Here is a 26,351-nt window from a genome sequence, read left to right on the forward strand (position 1 = left end):
GATACGCGTCAATGTGAGACGAACTCTAACATTCGTCTCAACCGTTACGCTCGCGGAGAACCGATGGCAGGAGGCTCGACGCGTGCAGATCCCATCGCTCGGCGCACTGATAGACACCGCGGTCGTCGTCGCGCTCCCGATGCGCGAACGCTTCCGCGGCATCACCGTTCGCGAGACGATGATCTTCCGGGGGCCGCACGGGTGGGGCGAGTTCGGTGCCTTCGTCGAGTACGACGACACCGAGGCCGCGTGGTGGCTGGCCGCCGGGATCGAGGCCGCGTTCGCCGGCCCGCCGCCTGCGCTGCGCGATCGCGTGCCGGTCAACGCGACCGTTCCCGCGGTCCCCGCCGACGCCGTGGCGGAGATCCTCGCCCGGTATCCGGGGGCGAGGACGGCGAAGGTCAAGGTCGCCGATCCCGGCGACTCTCTCGACGACGAGGTCGCCCGGATCGACGCCGTCCGCGCGGTCGTCCCCTCGGTCCGCGTCGACGCCAACGGCAAGTGGTCGGTCGACCAGGCCGTCCGCGCGCTGAAAGCGTTGGGGGAGTTGGAGTACGCCGAACAACCGTGCGCGACCATCGAGGAGCTGGCCGCGGTCCGCGCCGCGGTCGACACCCCGATCGCGGCCGACGAGAGCATCCGGCGTGCCGAGGATCCACTGCGCGTGGTCCGTGCCGGTGCCGCCGACGTCGCGGTGCTCAAGGTGGCGCCGCTGGGCGGGATGCGCCGCGTGTTGGCCCTGGCCGAGCAGATCGATCTGCGGGTGGTGATCTCGAGTGCGCTCGACACCGCGGTGGGGATCTCCGCGGGTGTGGCCACCGCGGCCGCGCTCGCGACGCCCCCGCTCGACTGCGGTCTCGGGACCGGCAACCTGTTCGTCGCCGACGTCGCACCGCCCATCCCGGTGGTCGACGGCGCGTTGCTCACCGGCACCGTCGTCCCCGACGGCCGCGCCCCGCTCGCCTCCGACGACCGGCGGCAATGGTGGCTCGATCGACTCGCCCGCGTGCACGGATTGCTTGACGGCGGACATCCCGCGGCCTCGTCGGAAATGTGACCTGGTAGACAGCACGGCTCCTCAAAGATACGATTATCGGTATCTGTTCCAATGGAGGTGCACAGCCATGACAACCGCGTACTCACAGATCCCGGCCGACAGCGATCTCAAAGAAGTCCAGTTCTCGAAGAAGAGCGGGATCAGTTCCGTCCTCGGGATGCGCAAGGACCCGTTCGGTTTCCAGCGCAAGCGCGAGGAGGAGTTCGGCCGCGTCTCGGGCATGAGCGCCTTCGGCAAGAAGTGGGTCGTCGCCTCCGGCGCGCCCGCCGCCGAGGAAGTCCTGATGAACAAGAAGAAGGCCTTCGCCAACGGCCCGGCGTGGAGCTACCTCATCGGCCCCTTCTTCAACCGCGGCGTGATGCTGCTCGACTTCGACGAGCACCGCAGCCACCGACTGATCCTCCAGCAGGGGTTCAGCACGGCCGCCCTCAAGTCCTACATGGACCTCATGCAGCCGATGATCGCCAAGCGCATGCAGGACTTCCCGACCGGGAAGGTCCTGCTGTTCAAGGAGTTCAAGGCACTCACCCTCGACGTCGCGCTCGAGGTCTTCCTGGGTCTCGAGCTGCCCAAGGACGAGGCCGACCGCATCAACAAGGCGTTCCTGGAGACCGTGCAGGCCGGCGTCGCCGTGATCCGCAAGCCCGTCCCGGGCACCCGTTGGTGGAAGGGCATCCGCTCCCGCAAGATCCTCGAGGAGTTCTTCTACTCGCACATCCCGGCCAAGCGGGCCACCGCGACCGACGACCTGTTCTCGGTCCTGTGCCGCGCGGAGAGCGAGGAGGGGCAGACCTTCACCGACGAGGACGTCGTCAACCACCTCATCTTCGTCCTGATGGCCGCGCACGACACGTCGACCATCTCGATGACCCAGATGTGTTACCGGATGGCCAAGTCGCCCGAGTGGCTCACCAAGGCCCGCGAGGAGTCGATGGCGTTGGGCGCCGAGCTGAGCTACGACGACCTGAACAAGTTGCCCGCGCTCGACGCCATCTTCAAGGAGTCGCTGCGCATGTGCACCCCGGTGCCCGCGCACCCGCGAATGGCCGTCGAGGACACCGAGGTCCAGGGCTACTTCGTACCCAAGGGGTCGATGGTCACGCTGACCGCACTCTGGAACCACTACGACGAGTCGATCTACTCCGATCCGTGGACCTTCGACCCCGACCGCTTCTCCAAGGAGCGGGCGGAGGACAAGAAGCACCGCATGGCCTGGAGCCCGTTCGGCGGTGGCGTGCACAAGTGCATCGGCCTCTACTTCGGTCAGATGGAGATCAAGACGATCATGCATCACCTCCTGCGCAACTACGACTGGGACGTGCCCGCCGACTACGAGCTGCCGATGGACTACAGCTCGCTGCCGATCCCCAAGGACGGCCTGCCCGTCACCCTGCGGCGGTTGTAACCCGTGGTCGAACCGTCACCGCTGCGAAAGACGCGGAACACCAACAGTCCGTCGGATCAGGAGGGTGCGATCGTCGCCGCCGCCGCAGCCGAGTTCACCGAGGTCGGCGTCCGTCGCACCTCGGTCGACGAGGTGGCCAAGCGCGCGGGCGTCAGCCGCAGCACGTTGTACCGACGTTTCCCGAACAAGGAGGCGTTGCTCCTGGCCGTGGCCACGAGTCTGTACCTCGACGGCATGCGGACCCTGGAGGCCTCGATCGTCGGGCTCGACCCGAAAGAGGCCATCGCCGAGGCGTTCTCGGTCGGTGCCCAGATGATCCTGAAGGATCCGCTGATGCACCGGCTGGTCATCGACGACGCCGAGATGAAGGCGATCATGTCGTCCTCGGTGTCGGCGATGTTCATAGACGTCGTGACCGCCCGCACGGTTCGCGCCCTGCGCAGTGTGGGGGCGACGCGGCCCGAGGAGGAGTTGCACGAGGCGGTGGAGATCGTCGTCCGGTTGGTGATCTCGCTGCTGGAATCGCCGGCCACCGACGAGCGGCGACAGGAACCCGATTACGTCCGGGAGTTCGCGAGACGCCATCTCGCCCCCATGATCTGGTGACCGCCGCGCCGGTGACCTGACCACCCATCTGTTCGACCAACCACGCCCGGCCCGACGCCGTGCGCCTATGAGGAGTACCCACATGCCCCGCAACAACAAGAAGTCCACCACCGACGTGCGCGGGTTGGTCATCGCGATCACCGGCGCCGCCCGCGGCATCGGGTTCGAGACGGCCAAGACCCTGCAGGACCGAGGCGCGACCGTCGTCATCGGCGACATCGACTCCGACGCCGTCGGCAAGGCGACCGCCGAGCTCGGCCACGACGGATTCGAGGTCGACGTCACCGATCCCACGTCGTTCGAGAAGTTCCTCGACGAGGTCGAGGCGTCGGCCGGTCCCATCGACGTGCTGATCAACAACGCGGGCATCATGCCCACCGGCCCGCTGCTGAACTACGACATCAACGTCGTGCGCCGCAACTTCGACATCGACCTGCTCGGCGTCGTCATCGGCACCCAGCTCGCCGCGAAGCGGATGGTCGCCCGTGGCGGCGGTCAGGTCATCAACATCGGGTCGATCGCGGGTCGGCTCGCCGTACCCGGGCTCACCATCTACAACGGTGCGAAGGCCGGCGTGATCGCGTTCTCCGAGGCCGCAGACGCCGAGCTGGCCGATTCCGGTGTCCGCGTGAAGACGGTCAACCCGACCTTCACCCAGACCGGTCTCATCTCGGGCATCAAGACCAACAAGTTCACCCAGACGGTCACGCCGGCACAGGTGGCCGCGCAGGTGCTGGCCAGCATCGAAGGCGACAAGATGCACGCGACCGTGCCCAAGTCGGTGTCCTGGGTGCATGCCACCGGCATCATGCCGCGGTCGATGAAGCGGGCGTCGCTGCGGATGACGGGGATGGACAAGCTGTTCATGAGCTACGACGCGACCGCACGCGCGGAGTACCTCGAGCGGGTCAACGGCAACCCGACCCCGAGCGGGAAGCTCTGACGCGTCGCGCGTCGCACACACGACAACGCCCTCGACCGTTCCATCCGGTCGAGGGCGTTGTCGTCAGTTCGGCGGCGGACCCGAGGTCACCAGTCCTCGAGTCGGGTGTACCCGTCCTGGATGGCGCGCGCGAACAGGTTGGCCTTCGAACGCGCCGGACGGCCCGCGGTGGCGTACTTCGCCCGGATGCGCGTCAGGTGGGTGTTGACCGTCGACGCGGTGATGAACAGCGTCTCGGCGGCCTGCGCCTTGGACTCCGCGGCCAGCCAGGCCAGGAGCACCTCGACCTCGCGGGCCGAGAGGGTGGGGCGACCGCCGGCCACCACCCGCAGGACCGGCTGCCGGTTCATCTGTTCAGACGATGTCGTCGATGACGGCAGCACGAAATGATTAGCGATTGACATAAAAACCCTCCCGGGAACCCTTTTTCCCTGCACAGATGTGCGATGTGACCAATAATCTCTGGTGAGACTGCCGAGTACCAGCTGAGAGGCCGGTTTGCGGCAAGTCCATACGAAGGTCCATACGGCTGGGTGTGTTCGTGCAGTTCAGAGAGGTGGTGGGGTGAGGCCCGACGAGGTCCGGACACGTGAGGATCTGGCCCGTGGGCTGACCGAGATCCGGGAGAACGCGGGCCTGTCCATCCGCGAGACGGCGTCGCGAGCGGGGGCGATCGCGGGCACCCTGTCGGGCTGGTTCACCGGTAAGCACGCCCCCACGGCCGCCAACGAGAGCGTGTTCCGAACGGTCCTGGAGGTCTGCGGGGTCACCGATCCCACCGAACAGGACTCATGGGTCGCTGCGGCGGCCCGCGCCCGCAAGCCCGGTGCCCGCCGATCCCTCGACGCCCCCACGCCCTACCGCGGGTTCGAGTCGTTCCAGGTCGAGGACGCCGACTGGTTCTTCGGACGCGAGGACGCCGTCGAGCGACTCGTGGACACCGTGCTCGATCAGGTCGAACGGCCGACCGCGGTCATCGCCGGCCACGAACGCACGCCGATCATCACCCTCGTCGGTTCGTCGGGCGCGGGCAAGTCGTCGATGCTGCGGGCCGGTCTGTTGTCGCGGATCGGCGAGGAGGGACCGTTCGCGGGGTGGCGGTACGCGCTGATGACCCCGTCGGCCGACCCGTCCGCCGCGGTCGCCGAGGCGGTCGCGGGACTGCCCGCCGGGGACGGCCCGGTCGTGCTCGCGGTGGATCAACTCGAGGAGTTGTGGACGCTCGTCGACGACGCGCCCGTCCGTATGTCGTTCGCCGATGCGTTGTTGTCGCCGGCCGCGCGTGTCGAGCAGTTGGTGATCGTGCTCGCGATCCGCGCCGATCACTACGGCTCGGTCGCGGGCAACCCGCGCCTGGCGACCGCGCTGCAGAACGGGCACGTCCTCGTGCCCGGACTCGACGACGCGGGACTGCGTGAGGTCATCGTCGGCCCCGCCCGCACGGCAGGGCTCGACGTCGCCGACGACCTCGTCGAACTGCTGTTGGCCGACCTTCGTCCGGCGGGCGCCACCGTCGGATACGCGGGGTCGCTGCCGCTGCTCTCCCACGCACTGCTCTCGACGTGGTCGGCGTCGGACAAGCGGCGGCTCACGGTCGCGGACTATCTCGCGACCGGACGCATCCGCGGGGCGGTGGAGCAGACCGCCGAGAAGGTCTACTCCGGGCTCGACTACGCCGAGAAGCAGGTCGCCCGTCGGCAGATGCTGTCGATGAGCCACGTCGACGACGAGGTCGCGACCCGCAGGCGCGCGGCGCTCGACGAGCTCGGGTTCATCACCACGGCGAACACGAACATCAAACGGGACGTGCGGCAGCGTCGGGCCGCGGAGGTCCTCGAACGGTTCGCCGGGGCCCGGCTGGTCACCGTCGCCGAGACCTACGCGGAGATCACCCACGAGACGCTGTTCTCGGCCTGGCCCCGGCTGGCCGGGTGGATCGAGGAGGACCGTGCCAACCTCGTGATCCACCGCCGACTCCACACCGCGATGCAGATGTGGGAGGAGGGTGACCGCAGCCCCGATCTGTTGCCGAGGGGCGGCCGTCTGGTCGCGTTCACCGAGTTCGCCGCGGCGCCGGAGAACGGGTCGCGCCTGCGTCCCCGGGAGGAGCGTTTCCTCGATCTGGCCACCGACCGCGAGAAGCGCCGGGAGTCGGTGCAGCGTCGACACGTGCGGCAGCTGCGTCGGGTGGCCATGGCGGCCACGGTGTTCGCGGTGGTCGCGTTGGTCGCGGCCGTGGTCGCGATCGTCGCCCGGTCCGAGGCGGTGTCGCAGGAGCGTGCGACCGATCAGCTCCGTCGCGACGCGCAGAGCGCGCAGCTCGCCGTGCAGGCCGACGAACTGCGCACCACCGACCCGTCGCTCGCGGTGCAGTTGGCGATGTCGGCGTACCGACTCTCGCCGACCATGGAGGCCAGGTCGAGTGTGCTCGACGCGTCCGCCGAGGCGATCCCGGTTCGCCACTTCACCGCGTCAGGGCCCGGGTCCATCGCGCGGTCGCCGGACGGGTCGATGATCGCGGTCGTCAACGCCGACAACCGGGTCCGACTCTTCGCGTCCGGAACCGGTGGGGTCGGGCGCTCGCTCGCCGAGTTCGGCGGGGCCGACCGCGAACTGCCGCTCTACGCGGTCGCCTTCGGCGCGGACTCCCGGACCCTGTACACCGCCGGCGCGGCGCCGCTGACGATCTGGGATCTGAGCGACCGCACCCGGCCCCGGCGGATCGAGGGCGCTCCGGTCATCCCCGAGACGGTCCGTGACCTCGCGATCGACCCGGCGGGCGATCTGCTGACCGCCGCGGTCGACAACGCGGGCACGCTCGCCTTCCGCAGGGTGACGTCCGCAGGCGGTGGGGCGGGCGGGCCCGATGCGGTCGGGATGCGATGGGAACCGGTGGCGCTGCCCGCGGACGTGGCCGGAAAGGGCACCGCCGTCGCCCTCTCACGCAACGGTTCTCAGTTGGCCACCGCGCGCGGCGGCAACAAACGTGTCGACCTGTACCGCGTGGTCGCCGACCGCATCGAACGGACCGCGTCGATACCGCTGCCCGGGTCGGACAACGTCGAGGCACGGGCGCTGACGTTCTCGCCGATCGGTGATCTGGCGGTCGCCCTCAACTCACGCGACGTGAAGTTGTACTCGCTCACCGACCCGGCCCGACCGGTCCTGACCCGTGATCTGACCGGCTTCGAGAGCTACGTCAACGATGTCGACTTCAGCCCGGACGGTGGACGGCTGCTCGGCGCGAGTTCGGACAACACGTCGCGGGTCGTGGATCTGCGGGGCAACCAGCCCGATCGCGTGCTCAAGAGCGGCGCCGTCGTGAGCTCCGCGGTGTTCGACGGCGATCACGTTGCCGGGTTGTCCGAGGACGGCTACCTGCGGGTGTGGGGTCCGGATGACCCCGGGGTGCAGGCGGGCGTCGATCCCACGTTCCAGTTCGCGTTCGACGCACGCGGGACCGACTTCATCAGCGGGAACGCCGCGACCGACGGCTCGCTGTCGCAGTGGAGGATCGGCGAAGGGCCCGACATCACCCGACGCGGCCCGCTGCTGGCGCCGCCGCCGGGTGACAAGTTCGCGTCGCTGTCCCTGGGCGCCTCGGGGCGGCTCGCGGTGGCAGGGTCGGTGACCGGTCAGGTGTTCCTCGCCGACTACTCCGATCCCGCGCGGCCGGTCCTGGCGGGTCCGCCGCTGAAGGTTCTGCCCGATCTCGCCGAGACCGTCGACATCAGCGAGCGGTCGGAGTTGGTGGTCGCGGGCACGCTGTCGTCGAACCGGTTCGCCGTCGTCGACATCTCCGACCCGGCTCGACCCACCTCGACCGCGGCCGTCGACATCGGCGACGGCGTCGCGTGGACCAACCTCGACGACGCGGGCACCCGCGCGATCGTCACGACGCCGCGCGGCTACGTCGTGCTGCTCGACCTGAGTGATCGGCGGGCACCACGCATCCTGTTCCGCGAGAAGATGTTCGACACCCTGGCGCTGGCCGCCCGATTCAGCCCCGACCAGCGTTCGGTCGTGGTCACCTCGGCGACCAAGCAGGTCAAGGTCGTCGACATCTCCGATCCCACGCGGCCGCAGGTCGTCGACGAGATGACCGGCCCGAGCAGCACGATCTACGGCGGTGCCTTCTCTCGCGACGGTCGACTGGTCGCCGCCGGCGCGGCCGACGGGGACCTCTGGCTGTGGGACGTGACCCGCCGCGGGCACCCGGCGGCCGTGGCGCGGTTGCGCGCATACCCGGGTCGGATCTACGACGTCCAGTTCGGCGCCGACGACCGAACGGTCCTGGCCACCGGCGCGGCCGGTGTCATCCAGTCGTGGACGACCGACCCGGATCGGGTCGCGGCGTCGGTCTGTGCGTCGGGCACGGCGCTGTTGACCAGGGAGGAGTGGGCCCGGTACCTGCCCACCGCCGACTACGTCAGCCCGTGTCGCTGACGCGCCGAACGGTCGATCAGCCCGGGAGGACGATGACCGGAACCGTTGCGCCACCGAGGATCCGGGTGGCCGTCGAACCGAGGAACACCCGCTTGACCGGACTGCGCGGTGTCGTCCCGATGGCCAGTACCTCTCCCGCGGGCCAGTCGATGGCGGCCAGCGCGGCGGTGTAGTCGGCACCGGTCCCGATCACGGTGGCCACCGACGGGTCGATCAGACCGGACGTGCGCAGCGCGGACTGGGCGGCGGTCGTCTGGTCCACCCATGCGGCGAGCACACCGCGTTCGGCGTCGAGACCGACCTCGGGCGGATACATGTCCGCCGGCGCCACCCCGAAGCTGGCCACCCGCAACCGGACCCCGGCCGAGGAGGCGATCGTGCTCGCGCCTGCCACGACATCGGTGCCGTCGGCGGTGGCCGAGTAGGCGCACGTCACGCCGCTCAACCCGCCCGGGGGTGCGATGTAGTCGGGGGGTGCGAGGGCGAGCGGGATCTCGCTGGAGTGGATCATCCGACTCGTCGTGGACCCCAGGGAGAAGCCCCCGCGGGTGCGGTGGCGGGTGCCCATCACCAGGAACTGTGCCTCGAGTTCACCCGACACCTTCGTCAACGCGACACTCACCGACCGCTCGGTGACCCGGTGGACCCCGACCGGTGCGGTGACCGAGTGCCGGGAGAGCGCGGCGTGCGCGGCCCGTTCGGACTCCTCGCCGAGTCGCGCAGCGTACGAGGCGAACTCGGCGTCGACCTTGGCCATCGACGGCGTGGTCCAGGGCCGGGGGAGCGCGATCACGATCTCCAGACGCAGGTCCAGCGACCCGGCCATGGCGATGCCGAGTTCGAGCGCCTCCTCGCCACCGAACCCCGGTCGGTACCCGACGACCACGGTCACGGAGCTGCCTCGGTCGTCGGGGTCCCCAGACCGGCGTCGTCGGGGCCGGGCTTGTTCAGCGCGGAATGATGACGTCCCCACAGCAGATAGAAGGCGATGACCGCGCCGACCCAGATCCCGAAGAAGACGAAGGTGTACCAGTGCAGCCCGTAGAGGATGTAGGCGCACGCGGCGATCGCGAGGATGGGGGTGATCGGGTACAGCGGCACGCGGAACGGGCGCTCGAGGTCGGGTTGGCGTCGGCGCAGGATGATGACGCCGAGGCTGACGACGATGAACGCCACCAGCGTGCCCACCGAGACCATGTCGGCCAGGTAGTCCAGCGGGATGAAACCGGCCAGGATCGCGACGACGATGGCCACCACGATCGTGTTGTTGACCGGGGTCAGGGTGCGGGGGTTCACCTTGGTGAAGAACTCCGGCAGCATGCCGTCGCGGCCCATCGCGAACAGGATTCGGGTCTGCCCGTACAGCGTCACCAGGGTCACCGAGAAGATCGAGATGACCGCGCCCGCCGACAGGATCAGCGAGGGCCAGGTCTGGCCGGTGACATCGTTGAGGATCTGGGCCAGGCCGGCACTCTGCTGCTTCGCGAAGTTCTCCGTCGGCTGCGCGGCGACCGCCGCGAGCGCCACCAACACGTAGACCAGCACGACGGTCGCCAGCGCGGCGAGCAGCGCCCGCGGCATGGTCCGCTGCGGGTCCTTGACCTCCTCGCCGGCCGTCGAGATGGTGTCGAGTCCGATGAAGGAGAAGAAGATCGTGCCAGCGGCGAGGGTCACGCCGTGCGCGCCGTCGGTGAAGAACGGGGTCAGGTTGTCGTCGTTGAACGCGGTGAACGCGATGACGACGAACATGGTGAGAACCGCGAGCTTGATGGCCACCATGATCGTGTTGGCACGCGCGGATTCGCTGGCTCCACGGATCAGCAGCATCGCGCACATGGCGACGAGGATGATCGCGGGGAGGTTGACCACTCCGGGATCGGCGTCGAACGGGGCTGCGCTCAATGCGTGCGGGATCTCCGGGATGTTCAGATCGCCGAGCAGTTCGTTGAGGTAGCCGCTCCAGCCGACCGACACCGCCGCCGTCGACACCCCGTACTCGAGCAGCAGACAACCGGCCACCGCCATCGCGGTCAGCTCACCGAGGGTGGCGTACGCGTAGGAGTAGGTCGACCCGGAGACCGGTACGGCCGAAGCCATCTCGGCGTAACACAGCGCGGCCAGTCCGGCGGCGAGGCCCGCGAAGACGAACGAGACGATCACCGACGGCCCGGCCTCGGGCACCGCGACCGACATGACGAAGAAGATGCCGGTGCCGATGGTCGACCCGATGCCGAAACTCGCCAACTGGACCGTGGTGATGTTGCGTTTGAGGCCGGTGTCGGACTCGGCCGCCCAGCCGGTGGGGATCGGTTTGCGTCGGAGCAGGGTCGACCGTGACAGAGGTGCCGGGTTCAGCGGCGCCGGGCCGGTCGGACGTGCAGCCATGGGGGTCCCCTCCTGAAGCGAATGCCCAATGAAACCACCGGCCGCGCGGGGTGTCAGCGCAACCGGACCATCTCTGTCACGGCATCTACGATGGCGCCCGAGGTGCCCGACGGGACAACCGTGCGACGGGTGAGTCTGGAGGTGTCCGGTGGCGCAGAGCCCGTTCGCGGCGCAGCGTGCCGCGCAGCGCGATCTCGCCCGCGCCCGCGACGAGGTGGACCGGCTGACCGGCGTCGCCCCGCGGTCCGGCGGCGGTGTCCGCGGACGGTTCGCCCTCGCGGTGGCGGTGGTGGTCGTCCTCGCCGTCGTGGCCGCCGTCGCCGTCGGTTGGCGCGCGCAACGGGACACCTTCTCCGACGCCGACTATTGCACGTTCGCCGCCGACGCCGTGGGGCTGCTGCTGACGCCCGACTCGCGGGAGGCCGACCGCGCCCGACGCATCCTCGAACTGTCCACCGGTACGTTCCGCGACGAGTTCGCACAATCCACCGGGGCCTACAGTGCCTTCGTCGCGCGTCTGGGAACGGTGGCGACCGGGGTCGTGGACGGTGTCGCCATCGCCGGGCGCACCGGCGACACGGTCAGTGCGCTCGTGACGTCGGTGGTGACGACGCGGGTCGGGCCGACCACGTCGGACCGGGACACCGCCGAGCCCAGGCGGTTTCGGCTCCGCGTGCAGATCGAACCGGACGGCGGGGCGCTACGACTTGCCTCCGTGGAGTTCCTACCGTGACGCGCCGGGCGCGGATCGTCGACGCGTGGATCGCCGTCGGCGTCCCAATTGCCGGTGTCGGGGTCGTGATCGGCCTCGGTGCGATCGACGACTGGCCGGGGTGGTGGATCTCGCTGATGGTGCTCACCGTCGCCGGCGCGATCGGATACGGGGTCGTGACCAGACGTGACGAGCCCCGCCTGCTGCTCGCCGCCGCGATGACCGTCGCCGTCGTCGTCGCCGCGGTGGCCCTGATGCTCGGTGCCGTCGTCCACCTGCGAGCCGACCGCGCGCTGAGCGACGACCGCGCCGATGTCCGGCGGATCTCGGGTGAGCTGGTGTGTACGACGCTGCGCACCGGGACCGACGCCGACCGCGCCGCCGCCCTGCGGGTGGCGACCGGCGAGCTCGGGGCCCGGCTTCGCTCGGGTGCTGCCGCAGCGAGTTCGGATCAGGCGCGTTCCACCACGCGCTGCATCCCCGCACGGATCGGTCTGGGTGCGGTCACCCCCGACTCCGCCGACGTCGTCGTCGCGGCCAACCTCACCGAACGCGTCGGCTCGGACGAATCCGCATCGGGCCGGGTGATCGCCGCACGCCTGGAGAAGGTCGGCGGCACCTGGCGAGTGGCGACGCTGGACGTGATCCGGTGAGCGCGGGCGAGACCGGTTCGACCACCTCGGTCCGACTGGCCGCGGCGCGAACGCGACTCGCCGAGGCGACCGAGGTCCACGCGGCCGCCCGCGCCGCCGCCGACGACGCCCGCCGAGACCGTGCGCGTCGCGTCGGACGGTGGGCTCGGGTCGTTTCGGTCGTCGGCCTGATCCTCACCGTCGCCCTCGTCGTGGCGGCGATCGTCCTCGTGTCCGTCGGCGGTGGCGGCGTCGCGGCGTCCGAACGAGCGGACGCCGTCCTGGCCTCCGCGCGCGCGGGCATCGCCACCGCATTGACCGCCGACCCGGGGCGACCGAGCGAGTACGTCGAATCCGTCCTCGGGGTGAGCACCGGCGAATTCCGCCGACGGGTGACGGACTCGCGCGGTGAGATCGAGTCGTCGGTGGCCGCGCAGGCGATCGCGGGTACCGGCCAGGTGATCTCCGCGGGGATCGTCGGCCCCGACCCCGGGTCGGCGGCCGATGTGCTGCTGGTGGCCGAGGCCACCAATCCGCAATTGCTCGGCGGTGGCGCCGGCGATGCGCGCATCGTGCTGCTGGTGCACATGGTGCGTGCCGACGGCGCGTGGAAGATCGAACGGGCGCAACTGCAATGACCGTTCTGCGCTGCCTTCTCGCGTTCGTCACCGCTGCTGCCGCGGTCACCCTCGCCGCGCTGCTCGACTGGCCGGGCTGGTCGATCGCGCCGCTGGTCGTCGTGGTGGCGCTGTCGGTGATCTGTCTCGTGACCGCACGCAGGGCGCCCCGCGACCCCGGACGCGCCGACGCGGGGATGCTCGCACTGGCCGCCGCGCTCACCGTCGCGACAACGGTGACCGCCGTGGTCGGGGTGGGTGACGACGACCGTGTCGACGTCGACCCGGCCGTGACCGCCGCCGCGACGGAGACCTTCACGACGCTGTTCGGTTTCGGTCCGTCGGACTTCACCGCCCAGGCGGCGCAACAACGGTCGGAGATGCTGGCTCCCCGACTGACCGGTCGACTGCTCGCCGACTACCGCAGTCAGGGGCCCAACGTGGTGCTGCCCTCCGCCGTCGAATCGAGGGCCTCGCTTCAGACCACGGTGCAGGCGGTCGGCGTCGGCGACGTCGCGCCGGACACGGTGCGCCTCCTCGTCTTTGCGACCGAGAAGATCACCGTCCCCTCGGCGACCCCTCCCACCTCGATGGTGCCGATCGTGCGATGGGCCGTGATGCGTAGAGTCGGTTCCACCTGGCGTATGGCCGACATCTATCCCGCCGGAATCGGCGGATAGGCGATCGAGGTCGGGCCGGTCGGGTGTGGCTGACACGAGAGGGATCGTCAAATGAGTGCTGGAGTGGTGGTGGTCGGTGCCGGGCTCGGTGGCGCGCGACTGGCGGAGAACCTGCGGCAGGCCGGGTACTCCGAGCCGATCACGCTGATCGGCAAGGAGAGTCAGATCCCCTATGACCGCCCGCCGCTGTCCAAGGCGGTGCTGCGTGGTGAGCGTGATCTGGTGGCCCTCAAGACGCCGGAGTGGTACGCCGAGAACCACATCCACCTGCTCCTCGACACCGAGGTCGAGGCCGTCGACCTCGCCGCGAAGAAGGTCGATGTCGGTGCGGGGGAGTCCCTGGCGTTCGAGACCCTGGTGTTGGCAACGGGTCTCGACCCGCGCTTCCTCCCCGACAGTGCTGTGCAGGGCGGCTCGGCTGCGGCCGAACTCGACGGCGTGCACGTCCTGCGCACCTATGACGACGCGCTCGAGCTGCGCGCCGCGGCGCGCGAGGGCGTACGGGCCGTGGTCGTCGGGGCCGGTTTCATCGGCTGCGAGGCGGCGGCGAGCCTGTCGATCCTCGGCGCGACGGTCACCATCGTCGAGCCGGCGCCGAGCGCACTGCACGCCGCGCTCGGACCGACCATCGGCGCACGCGTCGAGAAGCTGCACACCGACCGCGGCGTCACCGTCCGCACGGGGGTGGGCGTCGCCGAACTGTTGACCGCCGACGGCGCCGTCACCGGGATCAGGCTCGACGACGGGTCCACGCTCGACGCCGACCTCGTGGTGCTCGGCATCGGCTCGATCCCCACGACCTCGCTCGCCGAGTCCATCGGCCTGGACCTCTCCGATCGTTCGGTCGGCGGCGGGATCGCCTGCGACGCCACCGGAAAGACCTCCGCCGACGGCGTCTACGCGCTCGGAGACGTCGCGAACTGGTCCGACGAGACCGGCGAGTTCGGTCGGCGCGTCGAGCACTGGAATCACGTCGTCGAACAGGCGAAGGTCGTCGCCGACGCGATCGCGGGCACCGACAAGGCGTCCTCGACCCCGGTGGTCCACTACTTCTGGACCGACCAGTTCGATCTCAAGATCCAGTGCCTGGGCGCGCCCGCGGCCGACGACGACGTCCACATCGTCGACGAGGACGGCGACAAGTTCCTCGCCTACTTCAGCCGCGACGGCATCCTGACCGGTGTGGTCGGTGCCGGACGAGCCGGCGCGGTGATGAAGATGCGGGCAACCGTCGCGGCGCGGACCCCCATCTCCGACCTGGTGTAGAGGCGGTGAACCCGCCACGGCCCACCGCGACCGCGGTGCGTGCCGCCGTCGACGATCTCGCCGACCCGACACGAGCGGCGAACGCGCAGCGGTTCTTCAAGACGGGCCCCGGCGACTACGGCGAGGGTGATCGCTTCATCGGGGTCACTGTCCCCCAACTGCGTTCGGTCGTGAAGAAGTTCACCGGACTCGACGAACGCGGTGTGCGCTCGCTGCTCGACGGCGCGATCCACGAACACCGGCTGATCGGACTGTTCCTGCTGCGCGACGGATTCGAGCGGGCGGACACCGATGAGCAGCGGGAGCGGTGGGTGGATCTCTACCTCGACGCGGTGCGACGTGGTCGGGTGAACAACTGGGATCTGGTCGACAGCTCGGCCGATCCGATCCTCGGCGAATGGCTCGTCGATCGGCCCCGCGGCCTGCTCACCGAACTGGCGGCCGACGACACGCTGTGGACTCGACGGGTGGGCATCGTCGCCACGTTCGCGTTCATCAGACGAGGCGACGCTACCGCGCTGTACGACCTGGCCCCGCTCGTCATCGGTGACCGGCGAGACCTCATTCAGAAGGCGTGCGGCTGGATGCTGCGGGAGGCCGGGAAACGCTGCGACAGAGACGAACTGATCGCATTTCTCGAACAGCACGCGCATGAGATGGGCCGCACCGCCCTGTCGTACGCCACCGAACATCTCGAACCCGAGCACCGCAGGGCGCTGCGCGCACTGCGTTGAGTCGGCTCAGAATTCGCGCCGGCGGGCCGGCTCAGAACTCGATCGTCAGGTGGTCCGAGGTCGGTCGGGCCTGGCACCCCAGGATGTAGCCGTCGTCGATGTCCTCCTGATCGAGGGCGCCGACGTTCTCCATCTCCACCGTCCCGTCGACCACGGTGCATGCGCACGAACCACATTCGCCCTCGCGGCACGAGTACGGCACGTCGAGGCCGGCGGCCATCATGATGTCGACGAGGGTCTGGCTGCGCGGCCAGGACAGCTCGTGCACGGTGCCGTCGAGTTCGACCGATACCGACGCGGCGTCGGCGGTCTGCTCCTCGGTCAGCTCGGGGGCTTCCGGGTCGTCGAACGGGTCGCCGGACAGCGAGGTGAAGACCTCGGCGTGTACCTGCTTGTGCGGGAATCCGGCGTCGGCCAGGGCGGTGTGGAGCGCGTCCATGAAGGGGCCGGGGCCGCACATGAAGGCATGGTGGGCGGCGTAGGGGCGGAACAACGCGGTCAGCGCGGAGACGCGGGGGAGGCCCTGGACGCTCTCGAGCCAGTGGACGACGGTCAGTCGGTCGTCGTGACGCTCGTGCAATGCCCGCAGTTCGTCGGCGAAGATGACGTCGTCCTGGCTGCGGTTGGCGTAGAAGAACACCACCGGCGCCGAGCCCTTCTCGAGGGCGGCCTTGAGGATCGACATGATCGGCGTGACGCCGCTCCCGGCCGCCAGCAACAGCAGCGGTGCGTCGAGATCGGGGGGCGTGAACACGCCCGACGGCGGCAGCACCTCGATCTCGTCGCCGGCGGAGATGTTGTCGCACAGCCAGTTGGAGCCGTAGCCGTCCGCGGTGCGCTTGACGGTCACCTTGGGCTTGTCGTCGGTGAAGGGCGACGACGACAGGGAGTAACAGCGCGCGACCGAGCCGGTCTGATCGCTGGGGACCCGCAGCGTGAGGAACTGGCCCGGCTTGTAGTCCATCGGCGGCACACCGTCGGCGGTGGGGACGTCGAACACCAGCGATCTGGCGTCCGCGGTCTCGGTGACCACCTCGGCGACGGTCAGGACGACACTGCGCGCGCTGTGCGGCGTGATCGGCGACATCGGACACCCTTCGCAGAATGAGAACACGTTCTAGTTTTCAGAGTACCCAGTGGGAGGCGGCGGTTCCACACCCCGCTCGTTTCGTGGCAGACCACTAGAGCGCTTCCAGGCCACGTCCGAGAATACGGCTGCCGTCGGCCAGCAGAGCGGTCAGGTTTGTCGACGGGTCGGCCAGCCACTGCTCGTAGGACGACAGGGCGACTCCCAGCATCAACCAAGCCACGGTCTGCGGTAGATGGTCACCGGGCGTGCCGCCCGTGCGTTTCGCGACGAACTCCGCGATCACGTCGCGCCAGCCGGTGTACATCAGCATCGAATGAGCCTGCAGCGCAGGCACGGTGAGCAACAGCGTCATCCGTCGACGATGCGCGTCGACCTGGTCGTCGGACACCTCGTTGAACGCGATGAGCGCCGAACGCAGGGCCTCGGCGACGGACTCGTCGCAGGGGAGTCCCGCCAGGTGATCGCGCATGGCCGACAGGTGGTCGTCGAAATCGCCCCAGGGGATCGCGTTCTTCGAGGGGTAGTAGCGGAACAGTGTCCGGCGGGCGATCCCGGCGGCCTGAGCGACCTCGTCGACGCTCGTCTCGTCGAAGCCGCGCTCGGCGAACAGCGCGATGGCCAGCTCGCTGATATGCGTCTTCGTGGTGCTCGGACGTCGACCGAGCTGCGGTGATGCCATGACCGCCCTCTCTCGCCGCGTCCGATTCCGTGCGAGTGATCGCTCGGGTCTAGCTTTTCTGCACTCGGTGCCATTATAGTCCGACGTGACCCACATCACCCGAGAGGACAATCATGGCCGAGAACACCTCCACCCCGTCCACCGACGTCACCGCGCCCGTCGCCGAGTCCGCCGAGCTGGTCACCGAGAGCCTCGTCGAAGAGGTCTCGATCGACGGTATGTGCGGCGTCTACTGACATGAGCGTCGACACGGCCGAGACGTCGGACACCACTGGTGCCGCGGACGGTCCGAGGGCGTTCGACGCTTCGGCCGCGTGGGTGCTCAATCCGAGCGTGGCCCTGAGGCCCGAGCCGTTCGGTGCGCTGCTGTATCACTTCGGGACGCGCAAACTGTCGTTCCTCAAGAACCTGATCGTCGTCGACCTCGTCAAGTCTCTCGCCGACCACCCGAGTGCCGAGTCCGCCCTGGCGGCATCTCCGATCTCCGACGCCGACCGCCCCCTGTACCTCCAGGCGCTCACCTCGCTCGCGGCGTCCGCGACGATCGTGCCCGCCACCTCGCCCCGGGAGTCCGCATGACCGCCACGCTCGATCGTCCCGCCTCTGCTCCCGTCGGCCGTCTCGTCGATCAGTTCGAGAAGGGTTTGGACGCCCCGATCTGTCTGACGTGGGAGCTGACGTACGCGTGCAATCTGTCGTGTGTGCACTGTCTGTCGTCGTCGGGTAAGCGTGATCCGCGTGAGCTCGACACCGCGCAGTGCAAGGCGATCATCGACGAGTTGCAGCGGATGCAGGTGTTCTACGTCAACATCGGTGGTGGCGAGCCGACGGTGCGCCCGGACTTCTGGGAGTTGGTCGACTACGCGACGTCGCATCAGGTGGGGGTGAAGTTCTCCACCAACGGGTTGAAGATCGACAAGAAGGTCGCGCAGCGGTTGGCGGCATCGGACTACGTCGACGTGCAGATCTCCCTCGACGGTGCGACCGCCGAGGTCAACGACGCCGTACGCGGCCCGGGTTCCTACGACATGGCGATCAAGGCCCTGGAGAATCTGCACGAGGCCGGCTTCGCCGACGCCAAGATCTCCGTGGTCGTCACCCGCCACAACGTCTCCCAGCTCGACGAGTTCAAGGATCTCGCCGACCGGTACGGCGCGACGTTGCGTATCACCCGGATGCGGCCCTCGGGACGCGGCGCAGACGTGTGGGATGATCTGCACCCGTTACCGTCCCAGCAACGGGAGCTCTACGACTGGCTGGTCAAGCGTGGCGACAAGGTCCTCACCGGCGACTCGTTCTTCCACCTGGCCGCCTACAGCGACGGCTCGCCGGGCTCGGGTCTGGCGGGGCTGAACCTGTGCGGCGCGGGTCGGGTGGTCTGCCTGATCGATCCGATCGGCGATGTCTACGCCTGCCCGTTCGCGATCCATGAGAACTTCCTGGCCGGGAACATCCTGTCCGATGGTGGGTTTCAGACCATCTGGCAGCAGTCGGAGTTGTTCCTGGAACTGCGCGAACCGCAGAACGCCGGTGCGTGCACCAAGTGCGCACACTTCGACGCCTGCCGCGGTGGCTGCATGGCGGCGAAGTTCTTCACCGGCCTGCCGCTCGACGGTCCCGACCCGGAATGCGTTCAGGGCTTCGGCGAGGCGCTGCTCGCCGGCGAACGCTCGACGCCCACTGCGAACAAGGACCATTCGCGAGGGGTGCCCCTGACGTTGATGACCCGCCCACCATCGCGTGACTGCGACGAGAACCCGCTGGCCGGGTTCGCCGCAATCTGACCTCCTCCACCGAAAGTAGTTGAACCCCATGGCCAACCCCTGGTTCGAGACTGTCCTCGAGGCGCAGCGGCGCGCTCAGAAGCGTCTCCCGAAGTCCGTCTATTCCGCGCTCGTCGCCGGCAGCGAAAAGGGCATCACCATCACCGACAACGTCGAGGCGTTCGGTGAGATCGGCTTCGCGCCGCACGTCGTCGGCGCGCATGCCGAGCGTGAGCTGTCGACCTCGATCATGGGCCAGGACATCTCGATGCCGGTGATCATTTCCCCGACCGGCGTCCAGGCGGTCGACAAGGACGGCGAGATCGCGGTGGCCCGTGCCTCGGCGGCTCGCGGAACCGCCATGGGACTGAGTAGCTTCGCGTCGAAGCCGGTCGAGGACGTGGCGGCCGCGAACCCGCAGACGTTCTTCCAGATCTACTGGCTGAACTCGCGGGAGGAGATCCTGGCCCGAGCCGAGCGGGCCCGTACCGCGGGGGCCAAGGGACTCATCGTGACCACCGACTGGTCGTTCTCGATGGGCCGCGACTGGGGAAGCCCCGAGATCCCGGAGAAGGTGGACCTCAAGGCGCTACTCAAGCTCGCGCCGGAGATCGCGATGCGCCCACGGTATGCGTGGGACTGGTTCAACAAGGGCAAGCCCATCATCCCCGATCTGACGGCGCCGAACCTCGCCGAGCCCGGAGAGCTCGGACCGACGTTCTTCGGCGCGTACGGCCAGTGGATGCAGACCGCGCCGCCGTCCTGGGAGGACCTGCAGTGGCTCCGGGAGCAGTGGGGTGGGCCGTTCATGGTCAAGGGCATCACGCGACTCGACGACGCCAAACGCGCCCGCGACATCGGCGCCACGGCGTTGTCGGTGTCGAACCACGGTGGAAACAACCTCGACGGCACCCCGGCCACCATCCGGATGCTCGGTCCGATCGCCGACGCCGTCGGCAACGACATGCAGGTCCTGCTCGACGGCGGCATCCGACGCGGCAGCGACGTCGTCAAAGCACTCGCCCTCGGAGCCGACGCCGTCATGATCGGCCGCGCCTACCTCTGGGGTCTCGCGGCCAACGGGCAGGCCGGCGTGGAGAACGTCCTCGACATCCTGCGCGGTGGCATCGACTCCGCCCTGATGGGACTGGGCCGCAAGAGCATCCACGAGTTGTCCCGTGACGACATCATCATCCCCGACGGCTTCGAGAGACGGTTCGGCGAGCAGACGGCCTGACCCCGGATCGACCGCCAGGGAAAATACTAGAACACGTTCCAGTTTGGTGTAACTTGATGCCATGGGACAGTTCGACGGCAAGGTCGTCTACATCACCGGGCTCGCCCGTGGGCAGGGTCGCAATCACGCCATCCGGTTCGCGGAGGAGGGTGCGTCGATCATCGGCCTCGACATCGCCGGGCCGGTCGCCGACCACACCACCTACCCGCACGCGACCGCCGACGACCTCGCCGAGACGATCCGTGAGGTCGAGAGTGTCGGCGGCAAGATTCTTGCCCGACAAGGTGATACGCGTGATCTCGCCTTCCAGGAGCAGCTCGTCGCCGACGGCGTGGAGCAGTTCGGGGCCATCGACCACGTCATCGCCAACGCCGGCATCCTCACGTGGGGTCAGTCCTGGGAGTTGACCGAGGCGCAGTTCACCGACGTGCTTGACGTGAACGTCGTCGGCACGTGGAAGACGTTGCGCGCGGTGCTGCCCTCGATGATCGAGGGCGGGCGGGGTGGCTCGATCGTGGTGGTCAGTTCGTCGGCGGGTCTCAAGGCCATGCCGCTGCAGGCGTCGTACACGGCGTCGAAGTACGCCCTCACCGGGATGGCTCAGACCGTCGCCAAAGAGGTTGGCGAGTACAAGATCCGGGTCAACACCATCCATCCGTACGCCGTCGACACACCGATGGCCTTCGAGGACACCTCGGCCCAGCACGCCTTCACCATCGAGAAGTACAAGCCGCACTTCGCGCCGATCCTCAACGACCCGTTCTTCAGTACCCGCGACGAGGTGACGGCCATGGTGATGTTCCTGTGCTCCGATGCCGCCCGCACGATCACCGCATCACAGTTTTCGATGGACCAGGGCAGTACGAAGGTCTGAGTGACGCTTCGGCGCGATCGGGCGTTTGCTGACCGGGTCGAAATGAGGTACTGAGTGTGCTGTGGACGTGGCGTGAGGGGCGTCGGAAACGGTGCACGCTCGGTGCGTCGTTTCGGCACTGTCGGCGGCTTGACGTCCTTGTGGTGTGTGGGTCTCGAGCCGCTGACGGTGCGGAATCGCGTCGTCGAGTGTGCGTTGTTGTGAAGGAATCTCGGGTTCCGCTGTGAGCACACTCGACTGGCGTTTCCACACAGTCAGCGCCGGATCCGTTGTTGCTGGCCGGGTCGAAATGAGGTACTGAGTGTGCTGTGGACGTGGCGTGAGGGGCGTCGGAAACGGTGCACGCTCGGTGCGTCGCTTCGGCACTGTCGGTGGCTTGTCTCGACTCAGTCGGTCCAGATGGTCGCCGGATCGGTGGCCGTCCGGACCGGTCCCGCGGGCTCGTCGGTGCCGGTACGCGAGAACCGCGGTGCGGGAGCGGCTTGCATGACCGAGTCGATCTCGGTGAGGTTTCGCCGTGCGGCCATGTGCGGGTGCTCGGGGGCCTCGGCGAAGGTGAGCACCGGAGTCGTACACGCATCGGTGCCGTCGAAGATCGCCGCCCACTCGTCGCGCGTCTTCGACGCGAACGTCTCGGTGAAACGCGCCTTGAGCTCGGGCCAGCGCGCGATGTCGTTCTGGTCGGGCAGATCCGCCTCCGCCAGACCGAGTCCATTGATCATCTCGGCGTAGAACTGCGGCTCGATGGCCCCTGCGGCCATGTACTTGCCGTCCGAGGTCTCGTACACCTCGTAGTACGGCGCACCCGTGTCGAGCAGGTTCACGCCCCTCTCGTCCTGCCACAGGCCGGTGCCGCGGAAAGCCCACATCATCTGTCCCAGAACTGAAGCGCCGTCGACCATCGCGGCGTCGACCACCTGACCCTTACCCGACTGCTGCCGCTCGATGACGGCCGCGAGGACACCGAGGACGAGGAACATCGACCCTCCGCCGAAATCACCGACGAGGTTGAGGGGCGGGGTCGGACGTTCTTCGGCGCGGCCCACGGCGTGCAGGAGGCCGGTCAGCGAGATGTAGTTGATGTCGTGGCCTGCGCGGTCGGCCAGCGGCCCCTCCTGTCCCCATCCGGTCATCCGCCCGTAGATCAGTCCCTGGTTGACCGCGTGCAGATCGTCGGGGCCGAGACCCAGTCGTTCCATCACGCCGGGGCGGAAGCCCTCGACGATCACGTCGGCCTTCTCGATGAGACGGAGGACGGCCGCCTTGTCCTCGGGCGACTTCAGGTTCGCCTCGACGACCGCGGACCGCCCGCGCAGCAACTGGTCGGCATTGCGGTCCGGTGTGGGCAACGTGCCCGCTCGCTGGACGCGGATCACGTCGGCGCCGAGGTCGGCGAGCAACATCGCGGCGTGCGGACCGGGGCCGATCCCGGCGAACTCGATCACTCGCACGCTGCTCAGCGGGCCATTCTGGGGACGGTTGCTCTCGCTCATCGCACACCTCGTCGTCGACAGTGGGGAACGCGTCCGCACCTGGCGGCCGCACGGTACCTCAGCATCGCATAACTGAATGCGGGTTCATGTGTGGGGTGTCGGCGAGCCCCGCGCCGACGCCGGTACCGCGCGACACGCCGACGTCTCGAAATCCATTACGCGCTTCCGGTGTTCAGATCCGGCCGCGGTGTCTACCATTGTCCGAATGACCTGCCCCGGTGGGCTCGGTGCGCAGACGTGGACCGAGCTGGACGAACGCGGGTGCACTCTGGTCGTACCGCTCGGGTCGGTCGAACAGCACGGACCCCATCTCCCGCTCGACACCGACGTGCGCATCGCCGCTGCGGTCGCGGAGGACGTGGCCGACCGGGTCGCCGGCGACGCGCTGGTGGCGCCCGCCCTCAACTACGGGGCGAGCGGCGAACACCAGAGCTTCCCGGGAACCCTGTCGATCGGTCACGAGGCGCTACGGATCCTTCTCGTCGAGTTCGGACGCAGCGCCTGCCTCTGGGCCTCGCGTGTGGTGTTCGTCAACGGACACGGTGGCAACGTGGCCACCCTGTCGTCGGCCGTCGCCCTGCTACGCCATGAGGGACGCGACGTGGTCTGGTTCCCCTGCGGCGTCGCCGGGGCCGACGCCCACGCCGGTGAGACGGAAACCTCACTGCTGCTGCATCTCTCACCCCAGCTCGTGCGCTCCGAGCGGGTCACGTCGGGCAACACCACTCCGCTGGGCGAACTGATGGGTGCTATGCGATCCGGTGGTGTGCGGGCCGTGAGCGCAACCGGTGTCCTCGGGGATCCGGTGACCGCCAGTGCCGGCCACGGCCGGGAGCTGTTCGACGATCTCACCGCGCGTCTGGTCTCCGCGGTCGACCGGTGGTCGCCCGACGCGAACGGCATGATCCGATGACGTCGAACACCACGCCATCGGTCGACGAGACCGAGTCGGACGCCGACGAGGATCGTCCGGTCACGCCGAAACAGGCTCTTCCCAACGGGTTCCAGGTTCAGATCGACCTGCGGACGACGGTGGTCCCCGGGGGTCGGCACCTCGTGGGTGGTTCACCGCTGCGCGTGCTCTCACTGTCCGTTGCGGCGGCGGAGATGATCGACGCCGACGGTCGGATCCTCGTGAGCAGTCCGGGCACGGCTTCGCTGGCGCGGACGCTGCTCGACGCCGGCGTCGCGCACCCCCGCCCGATGTTCGGACCCACCGAGTCCGACGTCACCGTGGTGATCCCGGTGCGCGACAACCAGACCGGGGTCGATCGACTCGTGTCTGCGCTACACGGGGTGCGTGTCATCGTCGTCGACGACGGTTCCCGGGTGCCGGTGACTGCCGATGGTGCCGAGGTGATCCGTACCGAGACCAGCGCGGGGCCCGCCGCGGCCCGCAACCTGGGTGCCGCCCGGGTCCAGACAGACTTCGTGGCCTTCCTCGACTCCGACGTCACGCCGGGCTCGGACTGGCTGCCCAAACTCCTCGGCCATTTCTCCGACGAGCAGGTCGCGCTGGTCGCACCACGGATCACCGCGATGCGACCGGACGGTGGCCCGATGGCCCGGTACGAGGCACTGCACTCCTCGCTCGACATGGGGCGTCGCGAAGGGCCCGTCGCACCGGGAACTCGCATCGCCTATGTGCCCAGTGCGGCGATGATCATGCGGCGCAGTGCGTTCGACGGATTCGACGAGTCGCTCCACGTGGCCGAGGACGTCGATCTGTGCTGGCGCCTGCGCTCGGACGGGTGGGTCATCCGATACGATCCCGTCGCGCTGGCCGAGCACGATCACCGCGCGGCGCTGCGGGCGGGCCTCGATCGTCGTCGCTACTACGGAACCGGTGCTGCCCTGCTCACCGACCGGCACCAGACGCTGGCGTCGCCGATGGTGATGAACACCCCGATGGTGGTGGCGATGGTCGCGGCGCTCACCCGTTCCCGGTGGGGTTTCGGACTGATGGTCGCGATGATCGGGTTCATCGCCCACCGACTCCACCAGCGCATCGCGCACATCCCCGATGCCCCCCGCGTCGCCGCGCGACTCACCGCGCAGTCGGTGGGGTTCGGCTTCCTGCAGATGGCATCGGCACTGTGTCGGCACTACTGGCCGCTGTCGCTCTTGCTGGCCCTGGTGTCACGTCGCTTCCGATCAGTGCTGCTGGCGGTGGCGCTGGCCGAGGGTGTCGTCGAGTGGATGCGCTCGGAGATGCTCAACCCCGATGCGCCTGTCCGCCTGGGTGTCACACGATTCGTCGCCATCAAACGACTCGACGATCTCGCCTACGGAACCGGGTTGTGGCAGGGCGCGGTCAGCGGTCGGAACCTCGGTGCCCTGCGCCCGGTCATCGGCCGCTGGGGCTCCGATCAGCTGCCGTCCTCCGCCGCGGGCCGACGACCACCGGAGTGAAGGCGCGGCGTCGGATCGTCGTGGTCGGCGCGGGTAGCTGCGGATGCGTCGTGGCCGAGCGTCTGACCCGGGACGACACCGTCGAGGTGATCCTCCTGGAGCAGGGGCCGACGGCGGCCGACGACGCGGATCTGGAACTGGCGATGTTGCCGGTCGGTCCGGCCTCCGACCGTGTGACCCACCATCGCTCGACCGGCGGGCTGACGCTGCCCCGGGGGCGTGGACCGGGCGGCTCATCGGCGGTCAACGGTGGTTACTTCATGCGCTGGCACGACGACGATTTCGCGGGGTGGGATCGCTCGTGGGACCTCGACGCCATCGCGGCGGCCTACACCGACATCGACGGCGGCGTCGGAGGCGGCGGTGCCATGTCGGTACGCCGGTTCGCCGACGCCGAGTTGACCCCGATCGCGTCCGAGTTCGAAAACCATTGGGCAGAAATCGGTTACGACCGTGTGGACAGCGTCATACCCCGGGTGGGCGTCAACCGGGTCCGATCGAACTCACGCGGCTCGCACCGCATGCCCGCTGACCGCGCCTACCTGTGGCCGGCGAGGGGACGGACGAGCCTCACCGTTCGCGCGGGCGCACGGGCAGACCGTCTGCATGTCGACGGGGCTCGCGTCCGCGGGGTGGTGCTCGACACCGGTGAGACCATCGTCGCCGACGAGACCATCCTGTGTGCGGGCACCCTGGCGTCGGCGGCGCTGATCTCCCGGTCGACGGGCACCGCCTCGACACGGCGGATCGGCGAACACCGCGAACTGCTCGTCCGGTATCGCCCCCGAGACGACGTCGGTGCGCGGATGCCGCTGCTGCCGACCGTGCTGCACACCGAGGACGGAATGGAGATCCGCTGCTACAACGGCGATTTCGCCCGCTACATCGACGGGGTTGAGCCGACCGGGTCGGCGATCGGCATCGCGCTCATGAAGCCCCGCGCGGCGGGAGCGCTCGTGATCGAGGCCGGCGGAGCCCAACAGGTGGACCTCGGCGACATCGACCCGCAGGACCTCGTGCAGATGCGTTCCTGGGGTGAGCGGGTGGCGGAGATGCTCGCCGACCGACGGTTCGCGACGCTGCTCGACGCCGACAGCGTGACGGTCGACGACGATGTGCTCACGTCCCAGCACGCCTGGGGGTCGATGCCGATGGGCGGGGTCACCGATGTCAACGGCGCGTTCCTCGGTCTCGACGGCCTGCGGGTGATCGACGGATCGATCCTGCCCGGCCCCGGATCGAGCGGGCCGCACGCCACTCTGATGATGACGGCGTCGGTCATCGCCGCGCGGTTGGCGTCGGAAAGGTTCTGAGGTGGAG

Annotated in this window: 25 protein-coding genes; 19 read left to right on the forward strand and 6 right to left on the reverse strand. The window is 68.8% G+C overall.

Going from position 1 to position 26,351, the window contains the following annotated elements; all coding sequences use genetic code 11:
* Positions 1-139: 139 nt before the first annotated feature.
* From IEV93_RS10065 to IEV93_RS10080, 4 genes are all read left to right on the forward strand, one after another.
* The gene (locus tag IEV93_RS10065; protein WP_229705151.1) at positions 140-1,057 is read left to right on the forward strand and encodes an o-succinylbenzoate synthase; all 918 of its coding nucleotides are present in this window, start codon (positions 140-142) and stop codon (positions 1,055-1,057) included.
* A 67-nt stretch (positions 1,058-1,124) separates the two neighbouring features.
* Positions 1,125-2,462, forward strand: a complete 1,338-nt coding sequence (locus IEV93_RS10070) for a cytochrome P450 (protein ID WP_188489281.1) — start codon at positions 1,125-1,127, stop codon at positions 2,460-2,462.
* A gap of 3 nt (positions 2,463-2,465) precedes the next feature.
* Positions 2,466-3,068 (forward strand): TetR/AcrR family transcriptional regulator, encoded by a 603-nt coding sequence (locus IEV93_RS10075; protein WP_188489283.1) that lies wholly within the window; start codon positions 2,466-2,468, stop codon positions 3,066-3,068.
* 82 nt (positions 3,069-3,150) lie between these two features.
* Positions 3,151-4,011, forward strand: coding sequence for an SDR family oxidoreductase (locus IEV93_RS10080; RefSeq protein ID WP_229705010.1), 861 nt, complete (start codon positions 3,151-3,153; stop codon positions 4,009-4,011).
* An 86-nt stretch (positions 4,012-4,097) separates the two neighbouring features.
* Here IEV93_RS10080 and IEV93_RS10085 read toward each other — a convergent pair whose 3' ends face one another.
* Positions 4,098-4,361 carry a LuxR C-terminal-related transcriptional regulator gene (locus IEV93_RS10085; protein WP_229705011.1) on the reverse strand — a complete coding sequence of 88 codons (264 nt, stop codon included), beginning with the start codon at positions 4,359-4,361 and terminating at the stop codon, positions 4,098-4,100.
* A 214-nt stretch (positions 4,362-4,575) separates the two neighbouring features.
* Between IEV93_RS10085 and IEV93_RS10090 the strand changes: the two genes are divergently transcribed.
* Positions 4,576-8,457 carry an nSTAND1 domain-containing NTPase gene (locus IEV93_RS10090; RefSeq protein WP_188489289.1) on the forward strand — a complete coding sequence of 1,294 codons (3,882 nt, stop codon included), beginning with the start codon at positions 4,576-4,578 and terminating at the stop codon, positions 8,455-8,457.
* A 16-nt stretch (positions 8,458-8,473) separates the two neighbouring features.
* Here the strand turns inward: IEV93_RS10090 and IEV93_RS10095 are convergent, their stop codons facing one another.
* Both IEV93_RS10095 and IEV93_RS10100 read right to left on the reverse strand, forming a co-directional pair.
* Complete coding sequence (locus IEV93_RS10095; protein ID WP_188489292.1) at positions 8,474-9,349, reverse strand: universal stress protein; 876 nt, start codon at positions 9,347-9,349, stop codon at positions 8,474-8,476.
* Positions 9,346-10,842, reverse strand: coding sequence for an amino acid permease (locus IEV93_RS10100; protein ID WP_188489294.1), 1,497 nt, complete (start codon positions 10,840-10,842; stop codon positions 9,346-9,348). The genes IEV93_RS10095 and IEV93_RS10100 overlap by 4 nt, the downstream gene beginning before the upstream one ends.
* 148 nt (positions 10,843-10,990) lie before the next feature.
* Between IEV93_RS10100 and IEV93_RS10105 the strand changes: the two genes are divergently transcribed.
* The 6 genes from IEV93_RS10105 to IEV93_RS10130 are packed head-to-tail and all read left to right on the forward strand — an operon-like array spanning position 10,991 to position 15,483.
* On the forward strand, positions 10,991-11,575 hold the full coding sequence (locus tag IEV93_RS10105) for an Rv1363c family protein (RefSeq protein WP_188489296.1): 585 nt from the start codon (positions 10,991-10,993) through the stop codon (positions 11,573-11,575).
* Positions 11,572-12,207: a hypothetical protein gene (locus tag IEV93_RS10110; protein WP_188489298.1), complete on the forward strand. Its 636-nt coding sequence runs from the start codon at positions 11,572-11,574 to the stop codon at positions 12,205-12,207. Before IEV93_RS10105 ends, IEV93_RS10110 begins: the two co-directional genes overlap by 4 nt.
* Complete coding sequence (locus IEV93_RS10115) at positions 12,204-12,824, forward strand: hypothetical protein (RefSeq protein WP_188489300.1); 621 nt, start codon at positions 12,204-12,206, stop codon at positions 12,822-12,824. The genes IEV93_RS10110 and IEV93_RS10115 overlap by 4 nt, the downstream gene beginning before the upstream one ends.
* Positions 12,821-13,483 (forward strand): hypothetical protein, encoded by a 663-nt coding sequence (locus tag IEV93_RS10120; RefSeq protein WP_188489302.1) that lies wholly within the window; start codon positions 12,821-12,823, stop codon positions 13,481-13,483. The genes IEV93_RS10115 and IEV93_RS10120 overlap by 4 nt, the downstream gene beginning before the upstream one ends.
* Positions 13,484-13,534: 51 nt before the next feature.
* Positions 13,535-14,749 (forward strand): NAD(P)/FAD-dependent oxidoreductase, encoded by a 1,215-nt coding sequence (locus tag IEV93_RS10125; protein WP_188489304.1) that lies wholly within the window; start codon positions 13,535-13,537, stop codon positions 14,747-14,749.
* Between the two features lie 5 nt (positions 14,750-14,754).
* The gene (locus IEV93_RS10130; protein WP_229705012.1) at positions 14,755-15,483 is read left to right on the forward strand and encodes a DNA alkylation repair protein; all 729 of its coding nucleotides are present in this window, start codon (positions 14,755-14,757) and stop codon (positions 15,481-15,483) included.
* A 31-nt stretch (positions 15,484-15,514) separates the two neighbouring features.
* Here IEV93_RS10130 and IEV93_RS10135 read toward each other — a convergent pair whose 3' ends face one another.
* Both IEV93_RS10135 and mftR read right to left on the reverse strand, forming a co-directional pair.
* A complete protein-coding gene (locus IEV93_RS10135) occupies positions 15,515-16,570 on the reverse strand; it encodes a ferredoxin--NADP reductase (protein WP_188489306.1) in 1,056 nt (351 codons plus the stop codon).
* A gap of 94 nt (positions 16,571-16,664) precedes the next feature.
* A complete protein-coding gene (gene mftR / locus IEV93_RS10140) occupies positions 16,665-17,252 on the reverse strand; it encodes a mycofactocin system transcriptional regulator MftR (protein WP_188489308.1) in 588 nt (195 codons plus the stop codon).
* A 113-nt stretch (positions 17,253-17,365) separates the two neighbouring features.
* On the opposite strand from mftR, the gene mftA reads away from it, so the two are divergent.
* The 5 genes from mftA (at position 17,366) to IEV93_RS10165 (ending at position 21,126) form a co-directional block, all read left to right on the forward strand.
* Positions 17,366-17,488, forward strand: coding sequence for a mycofactocin precursor MftA (gene mftA, locus IEV93_RS10145; RefSeq protein ID WP_188489310.1), 123 nt, complete (start codon positions 17,366-17,368; stop codon positions 17,486-17,488).
* A 1-nt stretch (position 17,489) separates the two neighbouring features.
* Positions 17,490-17,831: a mycofactocin biosynthesis chaperone MftB gene (gene mftB, locus IEV93_RS10150; protein WP_188489312.1), complete on the forward strand. Its 342-nt coding sequence runs from the start codon at positions 17,490-17,492 to the stop codon at positions 17,829-17,831.
* Positions 17,828-19,036: a mycofactocin radical SAM maturase gene (mftC, locus tag IEV93_RS10155; RefSeq protein WP_188489314.1), complete on the forward strand. Its 1,209-nt coding sequence runs from the start codon at positions 17,828-17,830 to the stop codon at positions 19,034-19,036. Before mftB ends, mftC begins: the two co-directional genes overlap by 4 nt.
* A 28-nt stretch (positions 19,037-19,064) precedes the next feature.
* A complete protein-coding gene (gene mftD / locus IEV93_RS10160) occupies positions 19,065-20,252 on the forward strand; it encodes a pre-mycofactocin synthase MftD (protein WP_188489316.1) in 1,188 nt (395 codons plus the stop codon).
* A 61-nt stretch (positions 20,253-20,313) separates the two neighbouring features.
* Positions 20,314-21,126 carry a mycofactocin-coupled SDR family oxidoreductase gene (locus tag IEV93_RS10165; RefSeq protein ID WP_188489318.1) on the forward strand — a complete coding sequence of 271 codons (813 nt, stop codon included), beginning with the start codon at positions 20,314-20,316 and terminating at the stop codon, positions 21,124-21,126.
* 386 nt (positions 21,127-21,512) lie between these two features.
* On the opposite strand, the gene IEV93_RS10170 is transcribed toward IEV93_RS10165, so the two are convergent.
* Entirely contained in the window at positions 21,513-22,619 is a 1,107-nt protein-coding gene (locus IEV93_RS10170) for a CaiB/BaiF CoA transferase family protein (protein WP_188489320.1), read from the reverse strand.
* A 205-nt stretch (positions 22,620-22,824) separates the two neighbouring features.
* Here IEV93_RS10170 and mftE point away from each other — a divergent pair, with 205 nt between their 5' ends.
* From mftE to mftG, 3 genes are read left to right on the forward strand one after another with little or no spacing between them, the layout of a single operon-like run.
* The gene (gene mftE, locus IEV93_RS10175; protein ID WP_188489322.1) at positions 22,825-23,532 is read left to right on the forward strand and encodes a mycofactocin biosynthesis peptidyl-dipeptidase MftE; all 708 of its coding nucleotides are present in this window, start codon (positions 22,825-22,827) and stop codon (positions 23,530-23,532) included.
* Positions 23,529-25,031, forward strand: coding sequence for a mycofactocin biosynthesis glycosyltransferase MftF (mftF, locus tag IEV93_RS10180; RefSeq protein ID WP_188489324.1), 1,503 nt, complete (start codon positions 23,529-23,531; stop codon positions 25,029-25,031). The genes mftE and mftF overlap by 4 nt, the downstream gene beginning before the upstream one ends.
* Complete coding sequence (gene mftG, locus IEV93_RS10185) at positions 25,028-26,344, forward strand: mycofactocin system GMC family oxidoreductase MftG (RefSeq protein WP_188489326.1); 1,317 nt, start codon at positions 25,028-25,030, stop codon at positions 26,342-26,344. Before mftF ends, mftG begins: the two co-directional genes overlap by 4 nt.
* Positions 26,345-26,351: the final 7 nt, after the last annotated feature.

The sequence above is a fragment of the Williamsia phyllosphaerae genome (assembly GCF_014635305.1).
GTDB classification, from domain to species: Bacteria; Actinomycetota; Actinomycetes; order Mycobacteriales; family Mycobacteriaceae; genus Williamsia_A; species Williamsia_A phyllosphaerae.

Bases quoted from the DNA above. Each gene is read 5' to 3' on its own strand.
- mftA (WP_188489310.1), top strand. From the start codon at position 17,366: ATGGCCGAGAACACCTCCACCCCGTCCACCGACGTCACCGCGCCCGTC.
- mftD (WP_188489316.1), top strand. From the start codon at position 19,065: ATGGCCAACCCCTGGTTCGAGACTGTCCTCGAGGCGCAGCGGCGCGCT.
- IEV93_RS10080 (WP_229705010.1), top strand. From the start codon at position 3,151: ATGCCCCGCAACAACAAGAAGTCCACCACCGACGTGCGCGGGTTGGTC.
- IEV93_RS10135 (WP_188489306.1), bottom strand. From the start codon at position 16,570: ATGTCGCCGATCACGCCGCACAGCGCGCGCAGTGTCGTCCTGACCGTC.
- IEV93_RS10120 (WP_188489302.1), top strand. From the start codon at position 12,821: ATGACCGTTCTGCGCTGCCTTCTCGCGTTCGTCACCGCTGCTGCCGCG.
- mftE (WP_188489322.1), top strand. From the start codon at position 22,825: ATGACCTGCCCCGGTGGGCTCGGTGCGCAGACGTGGACCGAGCTGGAC.
- IEV93_RS10070 (WP_188489281.1), top strand. From the start codon at position 1,125: ATGACAACCGCGTACTCACAGATCCCGGCCGACAGCGATCTCAAAGAA.
- IEV93_RS10165 (WP_188489318.1), top strand. From the start codon at position 20,314: ATGGGACAGTTCGACGGCAAGGTCGTCTACATCACCGGGCTCGCCCGT.
- IEV93_RS10125 (WP_188489304.1), top strand. From the start codon at position 13,535: ATGAGTGCTGGAGTGGTGGTGGTCGGTGCCGGGCTCGGTGGCGCGCGA.
- IEV93_RS10065 (WP_229705151.1), top strand. From the start codon at position 140: ATGCGCGAACGCTTCCGCGGCATCACCGTTCGCGAGACGATGATCTTC.
- IEV93_RS10170 (WP_188489320.1), bottom strand. From the start codon at position 22,619: ATGAGCGAGAGCAACCGTCCCCAGAATGGCCCGCTGAGCAGCGTGCGA.
- IEV93_RS10085 (WP_229705011.1), bottom strand. From the start codon at position 4,361: ATGAACCGGCAGCCGGTCCTGCGGGTGGTGGCCGGCGGTCGCCCCACC.
- mftR (WP_188489308.1), bottom strand. From the start codon at position 17,252: ATGGCATCACCGCAGCTCGGTCGACGTCCGAGCACCACGAAGACGCAT.
- mftC (WP_188489314.1), top strand. From the start codon at position 17,828: ATGACCGCCACGCTCGATCGTCCCGCCTCTGCTCCCGTCGGCCGTCTC.
- mftF (WP_188489324.1), top strand. From the start codon at position 23,529: ATGACGTCGAACACCACGCCATCGGTCGACGAGACCGAGTCGGACGCC.
- mftB (WP_188489312.1), top strand. From the start codon at position 17,490: ATGAGCGTCGACACGGCCGAGACGTCGGACACCACTGGTGCCGCGGAC.
- IEV93_RS10100 (WP_188489294.1), bottom strand. From the start codon at position 10,842: ATGGCTGCACGTCCGACCGGCCCGGCGCCGCTGAACCCGGCACCTCTG.